The 16226-nt window shown below is 70.6% G+C and carries 18 protein-coding genes; 12 read left to right on the top strand and 6 right to left on the bottom strand.

Annotation, left to right across the window (positions count from 1 at the left end):
* Window positions 1-50 precede the first annotated feature (50 nt).
* Window positions 51-233, top strand: coding sequence for a hypothetical protein (locus ACXKR8_RS14455; protein WP_458274983.1), 183 nt, complete (start codon window positions 51-53; stop codon window positions 231-233).
* Between the two features lie 50 nt (window positions 234-283).
* On the opposite strand, the gene ACXKR8_RS14450 is transcribed toward ACXKR8_RS14455, so the two are convergent.
* The 3 genes from ACXKR8_RS14450 to ACXKR8_RS14440 all read right to left on the bottom strand — a co-directional run bounded on the left by ACXKR8_RS14450 (window position 284) and on the right by ACXKR8_RS14440 (window position 3186).
* Window positions 284-805, bottom strand: coding sequence for a SigE family RNA polymerase sigma factor (locus ACXKR8_RS14450; RefSeq protein ID WP_462100499.1), 522 nt, complete (start codon window positions 803-805; stop codon window positions 284-286).
* Between the two features lie 380 nt (window positions 806-1185).
* Entirely contained in the window at window positions 1186-2487 is a 1302-nt protein-coding gene (locus ACXKR8_RS14445) for a hypothetical protein (RefSeq protein ID WP_458273320.1), read from the bottom strand.
* Between the two features lie 132 nt (window positions 2488-2619).
* Window positions 2620-3186, bottom strand: a complete 567-nt coding sequence (locus ACXKR8_RS14440; protein ID WP_458273319.1) for a DUF4232 domain-containing protein — start codon at window positions 3184-3186, stop codon at window positions 2620-2622.
* A gap of 236 nt (window positions 3187-3422) precedes the next feature.
* Between ACXKR8_RS14440 and ACXKR8_RS14435 the strand changes: the two genes are divergently transcribed.
* Complete coding sequence (locus tag ACXKR8_RS14435) at window positions 3423-4658, top strand: helix-turn-helix domain-containing protein (RefSeq protein ID WP_458273318.1); 1236 nt, start codon at window positions 3423-3425, stop codon at window positions 4656-4658.
* Between the two features lie 51 nt (window positions 4659-4709).
* On the opposite strand, the gene ACXKR8_RS14430 is transcribed toward ACXKR8_RS14435, so the two are convergent.
* Entirely contained in the window at window positions 4710-4907 is a 198-nt protein-coding gene (locus ACXKR8_RS14430) for a hypothetical protein (protein WP_458273317.1), read from the bottom strand.
* A 201-nt stretch (window positions 4908-5108) separates the two neighbouring features.
* On the opposite strand from ACXKR8_RS14430, the gene ACXKR8_RS14425 reads away from it, so the two are divergent.
* The 3 genes from ACXKR8_RS14425 to ACXKR8_RS14415 all read left to right on the top strand — a co-directional run bounded on the left by ACXKR8_RS14425 (window position 5109) and on the right by ACXKR8_RS14415 (window position 6470).
* On the top strand, window positions 5109-5471 hold the full coding sequence (locus ACXKR8_RS14425) for a hypothetical protein (protein WP_458274982.1): 363 nt from the start codon (window positions 5109-5111) through the stop codon (window positions 5469-5471).
* 11 nt (window positions 5472-5482) lie between these two features.
* A complete protein-coding gene (locus ACXKR8_RS14420; protein WP_458273316.1) occupies window positions 5483-5632 on the top strand; it encodes a hypothetical protein in 150 nt (49 codons plus the stop codon).
* An 88-nt stretch (window positions 5633-5720) separates the two neighbouring features.
* Window positions 5721-6470 carry a VOC family protein gene (locus tag ACXKR8_RS14415; protein WP_462100498.1) on the top strand — a complete coding sequence of 250 codons (750 nt, stop codon included), beginning with the start codon at window positions 5721-5723 and terminating at the stop codon, window positions 6468-6470.
* Window positions 6471-6517: 47 nt separating this feature from the next.
* Here ACXKR8_RS14415 and ACXKR8_RS14410 read toward each other — a convergent pair whose 3' ends face one another.
* Window positions 6518-7420, bottom strand: a complete 903-nt coding sequence (locus tag ACXKR8_RS14410; protein ID WP_458273314.1) for a LysR family transcriptional regulator — start codon at window positions 7418-7420, stop codon at window positions 6518-6520.
* 101 nt (window positions 7421-7521) lie between these two features.
* Between ACXKR8_RS14410 and ACXKR8_RS14405 the strand changes: the two genes are divergently transcribed.
* Both ACXKR8_RS14405 and ACXKR8_RS14400 read left to right on the top strand, forming a co-directional pair.
* Window positions 7522-8268, top strand: coding sequence for an SDR family oxidoreductase (locus ACXKR8_RS14405; RefSeq protein WP_458273313.1), 747 nt, complete (start codon window positions 7522-7524; stop codon window positions 8266-8268).
* A gap of 58 nt (window positions 8269-8326) precedes the next feature.
* Window positions 8327-9256 (top strand): SDR family oxidoreductase, encoded by a 930-nt coding sequence (locus ACXKR8_RS14400; protein ID WP_458273312.1) that lies wholly within the window; start codon window positions 8327-8329, stop codon window positions 9254-9256.
* A 54-nt stretch (window positions 9257-9310) separates the two neighbouring features.
* On the opposite strand, the gene ACXKR8_RS14395 is transcribed toward ACXKR8_RS14400, so the two are convergent.
* On the bottom strand, window positions 9311-10237 hold the full coding sequence (locus ACXKR8_RS14395; RefSeq protein WP_458273311.1) for an ADP-ribosylglycohydrolase family protein: 927 nt from the start codon (window positions 10235-10237) through the stop codon (window positions 9311-9313).
* A 358-nt stretch (window positions 10238-10595) separates the two neighbouring features.
* Between ACXKR8_RS14395 and ACXKR8_RS14390 the strand changes: the two genes are divergently transcribed.
* From ACXKR8_RS14390 to ACXKR8_RS14370, 5 genes are all read left to right on the top strand, one after another.
* Window positions 10596-11048, top strand: a complete 453-nt coding sequence (locus tag ACXKR8_RS14390) for an STAS domain-containing protein (protein ID WP_458273310.1) — start codon at window positions 10596-10598, stop codon at window positions 11046-11048.
* Window positions 11038-11814, top strand: coding sequence for an ANTAR domain-containing protein (locus tag ACXKR8_RS14385; RefSeq protein WP_458273309.1), 777 nt, complete (start codon window positions 11038-11040; stop codon window positions 11812-11814). The genes ACXKR8_RS14390 and ACXKR8_RS14385 overlap by 11 nt, the downstream gene beginning before the upstream one ends.
* Window positions 11815-11819: 5 nt before the next feature.
* Window positions 11820-12599: a GAF and ANTAR domain-containing protein gene (locus ACXKR8_RS14380; RefSeq protein WP_458273308.1), complete on the top strand. Its 780-nt coding sequence runs from the start codon at window positions 11820-11822 to the stop codon at window positions 12597-12599.
* Window positions 12600-13141: 542 nt separating this feature from the next.
* Window positions 13142-13888 (top strand): type 1 glutamine amidotransferase domain-containing protein, encoded by a 747-nt coding sequence (locus ACXKR8_RS14375; protein WP_458273307.1) that lies wholly within the window; start codon window positions 13142-13144, stop codon window positions 13886-13888.
* A 162-nt stretch (window positions 13889-14050) separates the two neighbouring features.
* Window positions 14051-16096 carry a phosphocholine-specific phospholipase C gene (locus ACXKR8_RS14370; RefSeq protein WP_458273306.1) on the top strand — a complete coding sequence of 682 codons (2046 nt, stop codon included), beginning with the start codon at window positions 14051-14053 and terminating at the stop codon, window positions 16094-16096.
* Window positions 16097-16226: the final 130 nt, after the last annotated feature.

Genomic DNA, 16226 nt, shown 5'->3' with positions numbered 1-16226 from the left:
CGCTACTCATGAATCCCCGGCGACGATGCTGACAGGCTGGCGTCCATAGCCTGAACATCGACTATGCCCGACCGATGCTCGCCGATCAGCCCTACACACTCATCGGCAGCATCCTCCAGAGCGGTAGGCAACGCACTCTTGTCCGGGCCACCGTCTCGGACTCGTCCGGTCGTCTCCGTGCCCAGGCCAACGCTTCGATGACACCGAACCGCGAGCAGGCCCGTCCGGCGTGAACGGCTCCAGCCGCCAGGGCCCCGGCGACGCCTCGTCCACGGCTGCGCGGTCAGTTGTCACGGGGCTCATCGCCCGTCATCTGCTCGGCGGCGGAGAGTTGGGCCCGCAGTGAGTTCCGGGCCCGGTGGGCCTGGCTCTTGACGGTGCCTTTCTTCCAGCCCAAGGCCTCGGCGGTCTCCTCAACGCTCAGGTCCTCGAAATAACGCAGGGCAACGACCTCGCGCTGGCGCGGCGACAGTCGCCGCATCTCTTCGGCGAGCGCCTGCCGCAGATCGACGCCCGCGAAGGGGTCAGCTGTGACGGCCCGTTCGGGCAGTGTCTCGACGGGCAGTTCACTGCGCCAGCGCCGTCGCAACCAGGACACGTGGGTGTTGACCAGAGCCGCCCGCACATAGGCCTCAGGGCTGTCGGGAGCGATCCGCCGCCAATGCGGCCAGACCTTGGTGAGCACGGTCTGCAGCAGGTCCTCGGCATGGTGCACGTCGCCGGTGAGCGACCTGGCGAGGCGCAGTAGCCGCGGTCCGCGGGTGGCGACGAAGGCTTCGAATTCGCCCTCGGCGCTGCTGTTCACCTCGCCGTCTCGCACGTCGTGTTCCTGTTCGGTTCATGCCTCCCGTACCGGGGCGGCGATGTGCAGGGCGGCAACGGCCGGCAGCGTGGTGGTGGTACAGGTCGGTGGGACATGCCCGGGCTGGTGCCGGTGGCGAGGCCGGTGCCCGACCGTCGTCCTCACCCTGGATGACATCTTGTTCGCCGTCATTGACTCTCCTTGTGCATCACTACTGACCCCGCCCGTGGGCGAGCAGTCCGTCATCCACAGGGGCGTTCCACCGCGTTCCATCGACCCTCCGGCGCCGAGTTCCCGGGCACCGGCCATGGGGCATTCGGCGTGGACGGCAGTGATGGAGTGCCCCCGCTGACCGCAGGCAACTGTGCCGCGGCGAGAGCGTTCTACCAGGACCTGATCCTGGGTTGAAGGGGCTCGGCCCGGGAAAGCCAGGCCTTCGGATCAGTGGTGGTGATCGGATAGTAGAAGAACAGCTCGGCATGGCCGGAGGTGATGTCGTCCTCCGCCCAGATCTTGCCGCAGAGCGTGCACGCGTACACCCCAAGCCACCGGGAGGGGTCGAGTTCGATGGGCGCCAGAAGGTGGTCGATCTTTTGCCTGTGTTTGTACAGAGCCGTCGTGTCCCGCCTGGTTCGCGGCACGGTGAACCTGTGGTGCCCGCAGGGGCAGCCGGACGGATCGGGCAGGTAGCCATGGAATCGAGCCCAGGCGAGCAACTGGTCCGTCCGGCGCCGGGCGTGATGATCCAGGTGGTCCCGGGGTTGACGCTGGTGCCACTCCGCCAGGCCGACCGCGTCGATGCGGGGATGGACGAGTGCGCACGCGAACGCGTCGTGGGTGGGCCGGCTGCCGTGGTCCCGGCCGAAGGACTGCTCGGCCGCCCGCAGGACCGCGTCGGCGGGGTAGATGTCCGCACGGCTCAGCAGGAGCCGGGCGAGTACGGTCACCCGGCTCGGAAACAGCCCCTGGGCTACGGGGTCGCCCGGCTCTCCCTCCGCGAGCTGCTCGATCGCCGTGCCGAATTCCGGCGGGAAGGAGGGAACGGTCGCGGGGATGGGCTCCTTGGGCGGGAACTGGTCGCGGAAGTGCTCCATGGTCTCCAACAGCGAGGAGTAGCCGAAGGATGCTTGGATCTGATCCCACAGCACGGGGCCGGCCGCCGCGGCCGCTATCAGGTATTGATCCGCCGGCAGTTGCGGCAGGACGGACCGGGCGAGCCCGGCGTGAGCGATCTCGTACACGTGGCACTCGGCATCGTGCGGGACCAGCCGGGACAGGCGCTCGGCGACCTCGCGTTCGCTGGTCATCCACCTGACATCCGCCCACCGCGTTCGCGCCAACGGCAGAGGTGCTGCCACATCGACGTCGGACGGAACTCGCCACGCGTTGGCCCGCATATGTTCGACGAACGGTTCCGGCAGGCGGAGGTGGTAGTTCCGCACGTAGTGGGCGAGGTCACCGGGCCATTCGAACCGACCGTCGGTCAAATGGTGCGGTGCATGGATGAGTTCGTCCGGATCAAAGACATCATGGGCGAGGCTGGAGGCAGGGACACGGATGTGCCCATGGTCGAGGTAAGCCGCTATCTCGTCCTCGTTGGATTGCGGAATCCCGCCGCACGCCTCGGCCAGGCTCGGACCGGCCGCATCGCCGTGCGGCATCTCGCGGAAGAATCCAACGCGCATGTTCTGTCCAGCCCCCGGTTTCCCGAACCCGTGCTCGCTTGTCCGTGCTCCTAGGCTACTGCCGGGAGGCACGGGCCCTCTGGCTGAAGGCTCCGGGGGAGCGTGCGTGCTGCGGCTTGCGTGCCGGTGCTGTCACCAGGCCAGGGCGGCCTTCGCGGTGGTCTGCCAGTAGGTGACGGCGGCCGAGTCGTCGATCTGGGTGCCCTTGGCCAGGACGGCCGTCAGCGGCTTGCCGACCGAGCCGCTCTGGTTGCGGGAGGCGAAGTACAGGCTCATGCCACGGACGGTGCGCCTGTGGGCGCCCTTGCCGTTGGCGGCCAGGGTCCGCACGCCGGCATAGGCGGACCGGCCCGGGGCGAGGACGACCACGGCCTGCGGGATGCTCGCCTCGACGGACTGGGTGGTCGCCTGGTCCCCGGTGAAACCGATGTACGGGTAGTAGTAGGCGTCGCAGGTGGTGCGGCCGGTGTTGGTGACCTTGATCAGCAGGTGGTTCCTGGGGCTGGCGACGCGGGTGACCGTCAGTTTGGTGTTGCTCCCCGTGCACGAGGCGGTGCTGGTGGCTGTCCGGACGGTGGTGGCCGCCCGGACGGTGGTGGCCGAGGCCTGCGGCATCTGCGAGGTGGTCAGGGCCAGCGCCCCGAGGGTCAGTGCGCTCATGACGGCGGCCCGGACGGAGCTGATGCGGCGGCTGGACATGGTGGTGCCTCGGTTCCTGTTGCGGCGGTGACGGCTTCGACGGTGCGTTCCGCAGGGCGTCCACGTAGTGCGGCCTGCTCGGGCCGGGCCGTCGTCGATGACCACAGCTTGCGGGCCGGACCGGAACCGGGGCAATGATCTCCGGGAGGGACGGAACCATGGAACGTTCCCATGCAGTCTGAGCTGCGGGAACGGCATGCACCTGGAATGCCGGCCTGGAACGTGAGGAGCCCCCGATGCAGCACCGAGACGGCACCGATCTCGCGGCCCTGCTGCGCGAGCTGAAGGACCGTTCGGGGCTCAGTTACGGGGTGCTCGCACGGCGACTGCACGTCAGCACCTCCACCCTGCACCGGTACTGCAACGGTGACGCCGTGCCGGTGGAGTTCGCACCGGTGGAGCGGCTGGGCCGGGCCTGCGGAGCGACGTCGGGGGAGATGGTCGAGCTGCACCGGCGCTGGATCGTCGCCGAGGACGCCCGGCGGCACCGCGCGGCGCCGGCGGCGGCACCGTCCGGAATGCCGGCCGCCCGGCCGACCGCCCTGCCGCGATCCGCTCCGCCGTCCGGGTCGGCATCGGATCTCGACCTGGTGGCGGATCTGCTGCCCGATGATGGACGGTCAGGACAGGGCGATGCGCCGGGGCTGCGCGGCGAGGGCGAAGGCGCGGGCGAAGGTGCAGGCGAAGGCCCAGGCCCAGGCCCAGGCAGGAGGGGCTTTCGGTTCGTGCTGGTCGGGCTGGGCATCGCCGCTCTGGTGATCCCCGGCAGCCTCGCCCTCGCGCTGGCCCACCGGCCCGCGCAGCGTACGTCCGGCCCGGCCCCGACCGCCTCCGCGCCCGCGCGCCCCGCTCCGCTGACCGTGAGTCTGCGTCCCTACACGATCGACGACATGTGCGATCAGTGGGAGCTGCTGAACCAGACTCCCGACCGGGCCCCGCCGGCCCCGTCGCCGACCCAGGACGACCGGGCCTGGCTGCGGACCCACGGCGCGGTCTCCGCCGACTCCACCAGCATCGAGGCCGCGGTGCAGGGCACGGGTGCCGAGGCGGTCGTGCTCTACGACCTGCAGGTGCACATCGTCAGCCGCAGCAAGCCGCTGACCTGGCCGGTCTTCGCCATGGCCGACGGTTGCGGCGGCGGCCTGGCCCCTGCTGGCTTCCATATCGACCTCGACGCCGTGCACCCCCGGGCGGTGGCCGCGGCCGGATCCCAGGGCGACGTGCCGATTCCGGCCCCCGCCTTCCCCTACAAGGTCTCCGCGAGCGACCCCCAGGTCTTCGACATCACCGCCGGCGCCACGGGACACGACGTCAGCTGGTACCTGGAACTCCACTGGAGCAGCGGCGCCCGAAGCGGGATCCTGCGCATCGACGACGGCGGCAAGCCCTTCCGCACCAGCAGCGCCCGCGCGAACCCCCGCTATGTCAACCCGCCGGGCAGCACCGGCTGGCAGCGCCAACTACCGGCCTAAGACCGGTCGGTTCGAAGCCGGGCTCCGTGCCGGTTGCCGCCTGATTCGGCTTCAGCCGGCGGGCTTGGCGCCGGTGGCCAGCCACTCGTCGCGCACCGCGACGGGCGTGGCGTTGATCGCTGACAGGGCTTGTGCGCAGACGCTGCCGAGGGTCGCGTCCGCCACACCATGGGCTTTCAAAGCGTCGATCATCGCGTCCCAGGTCACTGGGTCGAGCTCGCACATTGCCCCGATATCGGCCTCGCCCATGCGCCCTCCAATGTCGACTTCACTGGCACCAGGCTCGCCCGGACGGTCCTGACCGGCGACTCGTCCCGGGGCCGGGTGACCCATTCGGTCGATGCACCGGTCATCTGCCGAGGACGAGAGCCACGGGGATATCCGCTGGCTGGGGGTGTGGCGGGCGGCATACGGTGGGTGGCCAAGCAACTGGAAAGTGTGGAGAGTGCGATGAGTGGGACGGTGGCAACGACGACGCTGTGGCGTCCGACCGGGCCGGAGGAGCTGGCGCTGGTCGAGGCGGCGGGGTGGCGGGCGTGGCCGCCGCGGTTGCCTGAGCAGCCGATCTTCTATCCGGTGCTGAACGAGGACTACGCGATCCGTATCGCACGGGACTGGAACGTGCCCGCCTCGGGTGTCGGCTTTGTGATCCGCTTTGAGGTCGACTCCGATTTCCTCGCCCGCTACCCCGTCCGCCAGGCCGGTGGCGAGACGATCCTGGAGCTCTGGGTTCCGGCGGAGGAGCTGGACGAGTTCAATCGGCACATCATGGGCCCGATCGAGGTCGTCCACGAGTTTCGGCCGCAGCCGTGACCGTGCGCGCTGTGCCGGCCCTGCTGCTTGCGCCGCAGCAGAGCAGCACATCGCCGCTGCCGGACGCGGTCCTGGACGTCGTGCTGCGGGCGACCGGACCGCGGGGTGCGGTGGCCCGGTCCGACCAGCGGTTCGTGCGGGAGTCGGCGTCGTCGTGGTGAGCTCGGCCATGGCGGACGACCCCCTAGGCTGGCTTTGGCGGGGTCGCCGCTGACTGGAACTGGGCCTTCTGTCCGACCGTAGGGGAGTGTGGCGAGACATGACGCAGACACTGAGCCGGCAGGGGCCTCGGACGCGGTCGGGGGGCTGGGGTGGCGGTATCTGCTGGGCACCCTGCGCACGTCGGTGCTGGTCGGGTCGCTGGGTCGGGCGGTCGAGGTGGCAGCGCGGGCGGTCGAGGTGTGCGGGGACGACGCCGACGGGCATCTACGGGTCGATCTGCGGGCGGACCGGGTGGTGCTCACCCTGCAGTCGCTGGAGCAGGCGGCGCTGACGGCCCGTGATGTCGACCTCGCGCAGCGGCTCTCCGCCGCGGTGCGCGAGGCGGGGCTGCGGACCGAGCCGGAGATCGGCACGGGGGCGGCGGGGTCGGCAGGGGCGTCGGCGGCGTCGACGCGGTCGGTGCAGATTCTGGAGATCGGGATCGACGCGCTTGACATCGCCGCGGTCCGACCGTTCTGGAAGGCGGTGCTGGGTTACGCCGACGAGGCGGGCGCCGACGGTCCCGAGGACCCGATCGTCGACCCGGTCGGGCAGGGGCCTGCGGTCTGGTTCCAGCAGATGGACCAGCCGCGTCCGCAGCGCAACCGGATCCACTTCGATGTCTCCGTTCCGCACGACGAGGCGCCCGGGCGGATCGAGGCCGCACTGGCCGCCGGCGGCCGGCTGCTGTCCGCGGCGCGGGCTCCCGCCTTCTGGGTGCTGGCCGACATCGAGGGCAATGAGGCCTGTGTGACGACCTGGCAGGGCCGGGACGGCGCCCAGCCGACTGCCGACTGAGGGCGGCGCCCCGCCGCGTGCCGACCGAGGGCGGCGGGCGCCCGTAGTCAGATCGCGGCGGTGACCGTGCGGATGGTGTGGCGGAGCCAGCGCTGGGCCGGGTCGTCGTCGAGCCGGGGGTGCCAGGACATGTGGTAGCTCATGTCCTTGATCTCCTCCGGCGCGGGCACCAGCCGCAGGGCGGGGTCCTGCGCGTGCTGGGCGACCAGCCGCAGCGGGAGGGTCGCGACCAGCCGGGTGCCGGGCACGGCCAGGGGCGCGGCGGCGTGGTACGGCACGCTGAGGCTGGCGCGGCGCGGGGTGCCGAGGGCCTGCAGATGCCGGTCGATCACGGTCTGGTCGCCTTCGACGATGTTGACCACCACGTGTGAGCAGCGCAGATAGTCGTCGAGGTCCAGTCGTGAGCGACCGCTGAGGGGGTGGTCCGCGGACATGACGCAGACGAAGGTCTCCTCGAACAGCTTCTCGGAGCGCAGCGCGGGGGGCGCCGACACTCCGTAGAAGACGATGTCGGTCAGGCCCCGGGCCAGGTCGTCGAAGACGCCGTCGTGCCAGCCGCGGAAGGTCACCGTGGAGTGCGGTGACTGCCGGAAGACCTGCTGGAAGAGGGCGGGCCCGAACACCATCGCCGGGTAGTCGGTGCCGGCCAGGCGGAAGGACTCGGCCGCGGCGGCGGGGTCGAACGCCTCGCCGGCGAAGAGGATCTCCAACCGGGGCAGGATCGCCACCAGTTGGCGTTGGACGCGTTCCGCCCGCGGCGTGAGTTCGTAGCCCGCGGAGCCCCGGACGAGCAGCTCGTCCCCCAGCACCTCGCGCAGGCGTTGCAGCGCCCTGCTCATGGCGGGCTGGGAGAGGTTGACCCGTTGAGCCGCGCGGGAGACGTGCCGCTCCTCCAGGAGGGCCGCGAGCGGCGGGAGCAGGTTCAGGTCCACCCGGTCAATATGTGTCACACGCATAGCCTACATAGAAATGATTCATTGGACGTATAGCTGCTCCTGGGTCGACGCTGGATGCAGGTCGCAGAGAGCGCCGTACCGACAGGAGCCGAACCATGGCAGAGCAGCAGAACACCGGCCGGGTGGCCGTCGTCACCGGGGGATCGCGCGGCATCGGACGGCAGACCGCCCTCCTCCTCGCCGGACAGGGCGTGGCCGTCGTGGTCAGCTACGCCTCCAACGACGCGGAGGCCGACGCCACGGTCGCCGAGGTGACCGCCGCCGGCGGTCGCGCGATCGCGGTACGCGGCGACGTGGCGGACGAGAACGCCATGGCCGAGGTCTTCGACCGGGCCGAGCAGGCCTTCGGCGGCGTCGACATCCTGGTGCACGCCGCCGGGCGGATGGCGCTGGCCCCGCTGGTGGACCTGGACCTGGACGTCCTGGACGCCGTCCACCGCACCAACATCCGCGGCACCTTCGTCACCAACCAGCAGGCCGCCCGGCGGCTGCGTCCCGGCGGCTCCATCGTCAACTTCTCCACCTCGGTGGTCGGCACCTCCTTCCCCGGCTACGCCGCCTACGCCGCCAGCAAGGGCGCGGTCGAGGCGCTGACGCTGATCCTGGCCAGGGAACTGCGGGGACGGGACGTGACCGTCAACGCGGTGGCCCCCGGCCCGACCGCCACCGACCTGTTCCTCGACGGCAAGGACGAGCAGCAGATCGCCCGCCTGGCCGACGCCGTCCCGTTGCAGCGGCTGGGCACCCCGAACGACATCGCCGAACTCGTCGCCTTCCTCACCAGCGCGGCCGGCCACTGGGTCAACGGCCAGAACATCCGCGTCAACGGTGGCCTGGTCTGAGACCGGCCCCGATGCCCAGCCTTTCAAGCTCCCAGGACAGAACAGGAACAGGACACTCATGCCCGACACCACCGCCCCCACCCCCTCGACCGCCCGTCGGACCATCGTGGTCACCGGCGCCTCCAGCGGCTTCGGCGCCCTGACCGTACGGGCCCTGGCCCGCGCCGGGCACACCGTCTACGCCGGGATGCGTGACACCGCGGGCCGCAACGCCCCGGCCGCCGCCGAGATCCGGCACAAGGCCCCGCTGCACGGGGTGGACCTGCGTCCGTTGGAGCTGGACGTCACCTCGCAGCCCTCCGTCGACGCCGCCGTCGGTCAGATCATCGACGAGCAGGGCCACGTGGACGTCGTCGTCCACAACGCCGGACACATGGTGATGGGACCGGCCGAGGCCTTCACCCCGGAGCAGTACGCGAGCCTCTACGACGTCAATGTGCTGGGCGCGCAGCGTGTCAACCGTGCCGCGCTTCCCTATCTGCGGGCCCAGGGCAGCGGGCTGGTGGTGTGGGTCGGCTCCTCCAGCACCCGTGGCGGCTGCCCGCCGTTCCTGGCCCCCTACTTCGGGGCCAAGGCGGCCATGGACGCCATCGCGGTCAGCTACGCGGCGGAACTGATCCGCTTCGGGATCGAGACCTCGATCATCGTCCCCGGCGCCTTCACCTCCGGAACCAACCACTTTGCGCATGCCGGCAGCCCTGGTGACACCGCGCGCGCCGCTGCCTACGACGCCCGCTACGGCGACCTGATCGACGGCCTCGACGCCCGGTTGGCGGCGCTGGTCCCGCCGGACTCCGACGCGGAGGACGTCGCCAAGGCCATCGCGCAGGTGGTCGACCTCCCGGCCGGGGAACGCCCCTTCCGGGTGCACATCGACCCCAGCCGGGACGGCAGCGAGGTCGTCTCCGCGGTCGCCGACCGGATCAGGGCCGACTTCTACCACCGCATCGGCCTGCAGGAGTTGCTGACGCCTGCGAGCAGCCTCTGACCACAGACCTGCCTCTGACCAGCTACCTGCTTCTGGCCGGCGACCCGCCTCGGGTCAGGAATCCAGCCACCGGGGCAGCGGTTCGACCGCTTCGCGCCAGGCGGCGGGGATGCCCTCGGCGCCGACGTGGGCGGCGACGATGCCGCCGACGATCGCACAGGTGGTGTCCACGTCGCCGCCGGCCGCGGAGGTCGCCCACAATGCGCCCTGGTAGTCGGACAGATGGCGTGCGGCGCACCACAGGGTGAACGGCACCGTGTCCACGGCGCTGACCTGACGTCCGTTGCCCAGTCGATGGGCGGCCAGTTCCACGTGCGGCTGGTCGAGCAGGTCCATGGCCTCGGCCACCCCGTCGCGGACCCGGCCAGGCGGCGTCAGTGCGAGGACCGGATCCAACAGCTGCTGCGGTGACGGGAGTTGTCCCCGGGTGCGGGCGGCGCAGGCGGTGGCGAGGGCGACTGCGACGGCTCCTGCGGTTGCCTCGGGGTGGGTGTGCGTGACCTCGGCCGTGCGTGCGGCCTGCCAGGCTGTCTCCTCCAGGTCCATGGCGAACCAGGCTCCCAGTGGAGCGACGCGCATGGCCGCTCCGTTGCCCCAGGAGCCCTGGCCCTCGAAGAGTCCGGCGGCGAGTTCGCGCCATGAGCCGCCCTGGCGTACCAGCCGCAGCAGGCGATTCATCGCCGGGCCGTAACCGCGGTCGAAGTCGTGGCGCTGGGCGAACGAGTGGACCAGCTGCTCCTGCTGCACGCGGCCGTGGTCGCGCAGGGTGGCGAAGACCGAGCAGGCCATCTCGGTGTCGTCGGTCCACGGCCAGGGTGCGGGCGGCAGGCGGTGCTCGCGCAGGGCCGGGAGGTTGTCGGGGACGAAGAACTGGGCGCCGAAGGCGTCACCGACAGCGAGGCCGCGCAAGGAATCGCGGGCCGCGGTGCGGGGGTCGAAGGGACGGGGCTCAATGCTGGTCGGGGGATGGTCGATTGTCATTGCCGCCCATCCTGCCAAGGCCGCGAGCCTGGAACCAGCGGATTGTCCGCCTGGCTGAGGCGCCAGACTGTCGGGGCGTGGGCGCCGTAGGACAGGGCAGGTCCCGGCAGCCGCGCGGCAGCGCTCTGCAACTGGTGTTCGGCTGTCGTCACCTCGGCTGCCCGACGGGGCTATTCTAGGGAGGGAAGAGATCGTACTGCCGGTGCGATCAGGCACGTCCAGCGTCGCCCCGGAGCTGTCGGGGCGGCAGCGGGCGAAGGTTGTGCCTGGCGAACCGGCGAGAAGCCGCCTCGGCGGTGTTGTTCCAGCTGCCCCTGACCCTGGCCGCGTCCCGCATGAGACGGCCAGGGGGTTCAGGATGTCCAGCAGAGAGCAGACCACCGCATTTGTTGCCGCGGCGCCCGGAATCGGAACAGAAGCCGGAGCCGGACCGGAGCCGACAGCGGGCCCGCGGCAGAGGTTCAGTATTCACCGGCGCGACCGCAGGCGGGCGACGCTGCTCACGCTGGTCGGTGAGATCGACCTCGACTCCGCCCCGGAGCTGCACCATGCGGTGCAGGAGTGCCTGCGGGCCGGCCTGCGCACCATAGACATCGACCTGGCCCGCCTGACCTTCTGCGACGTCAGCGGTCTGGGCGCCTTTCTCGACGCCACCTGGCTCACCATCGCCGCCGGGGGTCGCCTGCGGTTGGAGAACCTGTGCCCGATGCTCACCCGGCTGGTCGCCCTCACCGGCACCGACCGGCTGCTCTCCATCGGCATCGACGACAGTTTCCAAGGACTGGGGCTGGGGCGTCCCGGTGATCAGTGACCGGATGGCCCAGGTGCTGACCCTGCTGCAGAGCCAGAGCCAGAGCCAGAGCCAGAGCCAGGACCACCCCACCGGCCCCGGCGCAGTCGCCGCGGACGCCCTGGGCGTGGACGGTCTGGCCGTGTCCTTGGTCACCCAGGGCGGCGGCATCGAGCTGCTGTGGTGCTCCGACGCCTCCGCGCGCCGGTTCGAGGACCTGCAGCTCACCCTCGGCCAGGGGCCCGGCATCGACGCGGCGAGCAGCGGGGCGATGGTGTGGGTGCCCGATCTGGCCGAGATCCGCGGCGACCGCTGGCCGCTGCTGACCATGGAAGCGCCCGATCTGGCGTCCCGCGCGGTGTTCTGCTTTCCGCTGGGGATCGGCGCGATCCGGGTCGGCGTGCTGACCGCGGTACGGCGCACCCCGGGGCCGCTCACGCCCGGCCAGGCCGACGACGCCCTGGTCCTGGCCTCGGCGCTGACCGCCCGCTGTCTGGCCGGCGGCGAGCCGCACCTGGGGTCCGTCGACCTGACGGACCCGCTGTGCACCCTGCAGCACGCGGTGGTGCACCAGGCCACCGGCATGCTCAGCGTCCAACTCTCGCTCCCCCTCCCGCAGGCCCTGCTGAGGCTTCGCGCCCACGCGTACAGCAGCGGGCGGACTCTCACCGACATCTCCCAGGACATCGTGGACCGGCGACTCCGCCTGAACCACAACAGCAACCACAACGACAACCACAACGGAAACGGCGACGGCGCCCCGACGCCCGTCGCAGACAAGGACTGATCGCCATGACCCGCGAACAGCAGCTCACCGAGGTCTTTGTGGAAGTCGCCGACTCCCTCATCGACGACTTCGATCTCATCGACTTCCTCCAGCAGCTCTCGGTGCGCTGCATGGAGCTCCTGGACGTGGCCGCGGTCGGCATCCTGCTGGCCGACACCCATGGCCATCTGCAGGTCCTGGCGGCCTCCGACGAGCACACCAGGCTGCTGGAACTGCTGGCCCTGCAGCACGACCAGGGCCCCTGTGTGGACTGCTACCGCAGCGGCACCGCCCGTACCGACATCAACCTCAACGACCCCGACAACACCCAGGACTGGCCCCAGTTCGCCGCCGCCGCCCAGGCGACGGGCTTCTGCTCGGCCAACACCATCCCGCTGCGGTTGCGCGGGCGGATCATCGGCGTGCTGGGCCTGTTCCAGACCGACCCGGAACCGCTCAGCGCCGCGGACATCGCGCTGGCCCAGGCGCTGGCGGACGTGGCGACCATCGCGATCCTCCAGCAGCGCACCCTGGCCCACAGCGAGCTGGAACGCGGCCAGCTCCAGTACGCACTGACCAGCCGTGTCGTCCTGGAACAGGTCAAGGGCATCCTGGCCGAACGCTGGCAGGTGTCCGTGGACGAGGCGTTCGCCGCCTTCCGCACCTATGCCCGTTCCAACCACCACCACCTCGCCAACCTCGCCCGACAGATCGCCGACGGCACCTTCGACACCGACCAGATCCCGCGCCAGGCCGCTGCGCGCGACGCCGACCCGGGCCCTGGGCGCCCCCGAGGCGGTCGATAGGCGTGGACACCCGCTGACGCCCGGCCGCCGGCCGTGGTCGCGGAGACGGAGGGCCGGCTGGGCATGCGCCTGCCGCCCGAACTCTCCGCCTTCCACCACCAGCTCGGAGCCTGCGCGGAACTGCTCGACGCCCACAACGCGATCTTCACGCTGGAGCAGCTGGAGGTAGCGGACGGCTATCTGTTCATCGCCGAGGAGGAGCAGAACGTCGTCAGCTGGGCGATCCCGCTGCAGCGGGCCGCCGACGCGGATCCGGTCGTGTGGCAGCGCGTCAACGACGGGACGGCTCCTGGTACAGCGAGGAGCAGGGAGTCGTCGAGTTCCTTCAGTCGATGCTCGACTGGACTTTCGACGTCGAACCCTCAGCGACGCCGTAGGCTATGCGACCTCCACGGCCGTCCACGGCGCCGTCTCGTTGCGCGTCAGCCAACCCGATGCGTCCTGGACCCCGTTGGAGGAACAGGCGGACCGGTTCCTGGCGAAACTGGTCGGCATCCCGCCGACGGAAGCGCACCAGTGACAGCAGTGAAGGGAGTCGAACTGTGGCACGCGTGCTGATCCCGGTCCCGGACCGGGATTTCGATGTGACCGAGGTGGCGGTGCCCTGGCGGCTGCTCACCGACGCCGGGCACGAGGTGGTCTTCGCGACCGAGCGGGCCGGCACCGTGCCCGCGGCGGATCCGCTGCTGCTGACCGGTGTGGTCTTCGGGAAGCTGGGGGCCGAGCCCGAGCCCCGGCGGTTCTACGCGGAGCTGGTCGAGTCGTCGGCCTTTCGGCGGACGCTCGGCTGGGAGGAGCTGGCTCCCGAGGACTACGACGCGCTGCTGCTGCCCGGCGGCCATGCCCCGGCGATGCGGCAGTACCTGGGCTCGCCGGTGCTCCGGGCGAAGGTCGCCGCGTTCTGGGCCACCGGCCGCCCGGTCGCGGCGATCTGCCACGGCGTGCTGGTGCTGGCCCGTACCCAGGATCCGGCGACCGGACGCAGCGTGCTGCACGGGCGGCGGACCACCTGCCTGCCCGGGTACATGGAGCGCTCCGCCTACCTCGCCACGGCCTGGCGCCGGGGGCGCTACTACCGGACCTACTCCGCCTATGTGGAGCAGGAGGTACGGGCGGCGCTCGCGGCCCCGACGGACTTCGAGCGGGGTCCGCGCACGCTCTCCCGGCGCGGCACGGCGGCCGACGACACCGCGGCCTTCACCGTGCTGGACGGCTCCTACCTGTCCGCGCGCTGGCCGGGGGACGCGTATCTGTTCGCCCGTCAGTTCATCGCCCTGCTGGAGTCCTGAGGCTTTATTACTTTGCGGTAACGAGTCCAGTCCAATGGTGGGCAGGGCTTCATGTCCCTGCCACCTTTGGCGGGGGTCGACGACATCTGGTTACTGAAGAGTCAGTCCCCGAATCGAGCTCGATCCAGCGAGATCCAGCAATCCACCGATCCGGAGGACTCCGTGGCGCCTGTCACCCGTCGTACTTTCCTCGGTTCCGCCGCCGCCCTGGGCGCGGCCCTCGGGCTGGAGGCCCTGCCGGGCTCCACTCCCAGGGCCGCCGCCGCGACCGGGACCATCACGGACGTGAAGCACGTGGTGGTGCTGATGCAGGAGAACCGCAGCTTCGACCACTACTTCGGCGCGCTCAAGGGCGTGCGCGGCTTCGCCGACCGCAGCGGCATCACCCTCCCCGGCGGCTACTCGGTCTTCGACCAGCCCAGCGGCAGCGGTCGGCAGTACCCCTGGCAGCTGAGCGCCACCGGCACCTGGTACTTCGGGACCAGCGGCGAGACCCTCGCGCAGTGCGACGGATCGCTGGACCACGGCTGGGCCACCCAGCACAGCGCCTGGAACGGCGGCGCGATGAACAACTGGGTCTCGGCCAAGGGCTCCAGCCGGACCATGGGCTTCCTCAACCGCTCGGACATCCCGTTCCACTACGCGCTGGCGGACGCGTACACCGTCTGCGACGCGTACCACTGCTCGATCCTGTCGGCCACCGGTCCCAACCGCACCTATCTGTGGGGTGGTTCGATCGACCCGGCCGGCAAGGCGGGCGGTCCGGCCTACGACGGCGGCGACGAGTCCGGGTTGAGCTGGCAGACCTACGCCGAATCCCTGCAGAACGCCGGGGTGAGCTGGAAGGTCTACCAGAACGCGAGCGACAACTTCGGCGACAACGGCCTGGCCTACTTCACCCAGTTCGCCAACGCCGCCACCAGCAGCCCGCTGTACCAGCGCGGCATGGCCTCGGTCCCGGCCGTGACCGGCTCCACCCCGGACGACATCGCCGCCGCGATCAAGGCCGACGCCCTGGCCGGGACCCTGCCCCAGGTCTCCTGGATCGTCGCCAACCAGGCCTTCTCCGAACACCCCGACGCCCCGCCCAACGACGGCGCGCACTTCGTCAACCAGGTCATCCAGGCCCTGGCCGCCAGCAGCACCGTCCTGGACTCCACCGTGCTGTTCCTCAACTACGACGAGAACGACGGCTTCTTCGACCACGTCCCGCCGCCCGTGGCTCCCGCGGGCACCACGGACGAGTCCTACAGCGGCCAGTCGGTCGGGCTGGGCCTCCGGGTCCCGATGGTCGTGGTCTCACCCTGGACCCGCGGCGGCTGGGTCAACTCCCAGGTCTTCGACCACACTTCGGTGATCCGCTTCCTGGAGACCTGGACCACCGCCCTGGGCACCCCCGCCACCTGTTCGGCCATCAGCGCCTGGCGCCGCAAGGTCTGCGGCGACCTCACCAGCGCCTTCGACTTCGCCAACCCGGTGCACGGGCTGCCCGCCCTGCCCACCACCAGCACCGTCATCGGCCAGGCGGAGTGCAATCTGCTGGTGAATCCGGCCCCCGGCACCAACTCCCTGCCCGCGCAGGAGACCGGGACCCGTCCGGCCCGGGCCCTGCCCTACCAGCCGAACGGTTTCGTGGACCACCTGGAGTTCGACAGCGCCGGCAAAACGCTGGTCTGGATCAAGATGACCAACCAGGGCGCCCAGGCCACCGCCGCCGCCCACTTCTCCATCTACGCCAACGCCGACCGCACCGGCGGCCCCTGGCAGTACACCGTCGACCCCGGCGGCACCGCCGCCGACTACTTCAACGTCGGCAGCGGCTACGGCAACGGAAAATACGACCTCACCCTGATCGGCCCCAACCGCTTCCTGCGCCGCTTCGCCGGGGACACCACGGGGGCAGGACACACCGCCGAGGTCACCTCCTCCTACGCGCCCGCCCCCGACACCGGCAAGCAGGCGATCTGGTTCGCCCTGGCCAACACCGGGACGGCGGCGGCGACCTTCACCATCAGCTCCACCCAGTACCGCAGCGACGGGCCGTGGACGTACCAGGTCCCGGCCGGGGGCAGCGTCTCCGACTACTTCAACGCCGCCGCCTACACCAATGGTTGGTACGACTTCACGGTCACCGTCAGCACCGACGCCTCCTGGAGCCGGCGCTTCACCGGGCACATCGAGACCGGGGCCGCCAGCGTCAGCGGCTGAGCGCTGCCGGCTGTGCGATGCCTATGAAATGACGTCTTGTCAGGTTTTACCAACTTTATGCGCTTTTCACAGTTACCCGGAGTGCCGCGCGCTCGTCAATCACGGTGATCCTTGCACCTGACGAGAGCGC

The sequence above is a fragment of the Streptacidiphilus sp. PAMC 29251 genome (assembly GCF_054208735.2).
This window is presented reverse-complemented; position numbering and strand designations above follow the sequence as displayed.

Coding starts and splice junctions, on each gene's coding strand:
- ACXKR8_RS14380 (WP_458273308.1), top strand. CDS start 11,820: ATGACCCGCGAACAGCAGCTCACCGAGGTCTTTGTGGAAGTCGCCGAC.
- ACXKR8_RS14445 (WP_458273320.1), bottom strand. CDS start 2,487: ATGCGCGTTGGATTCTTCCGCGAGATGCCGCACGGCGATGCGGCCGGT.
- ACXKR8_RS14425 (WP_458274982.1), top strand. CDS start 5,109: ATGAGTGGGACGGTGGCAACGACGACGCTGTGGCGTCCGACCGGGCCG.
- ACXKR8_RS14430 (WP_458273317.1), bottom strand. CDS start 4,907: ATGGGCGAGGCCGATATCGGGGCAATGTGCGAGCTCGACCCAGTGACC.
- ACXKR8_RS14400 (WP_458273312.1), top strand. CDS start 8,327: ATGCCCGACACCACCGCCCCCACCCCCTCGACCGCCCGTCGGACCATC.
- ACXKR8_RS14435 (WP_458273318.1), top strand. CDS start 3,423: ATGCAGCACCGAGACGGCACCGATCTCGCGGCCCTGCTGCGCGAGCTG.
- ACXKR8_RS14405 (WP_458273313.1), top strand. CDS start 7,522: ATGGCAGAGCAGCAGAACACCGGCCGGGTGGCCGTCGTCACCGGGGGA.
- ACXKR8_RS14395 (WP_458273311.1), bottom strand. CDS start 10,237: ATGACAATCGACCATCCCCCGACCAGCATTGAGCCCCGTCCCTTCGAC.
- ACXKR8_RS14390 (WP_458273310.1), top strand. CDS start 10,596: ATGTCCAGCAGAGAGCAGACCACCGCATTTGTTGCCGCGGCGCCCGGA.
- ACXKR8_RS14440 (WP_458273319.1), bottom strand. CDS start 3,186: ATGTCCAGCCGCCGCATCAGCTCCGTCCGGGCCGCCGTCATGAGCGCA.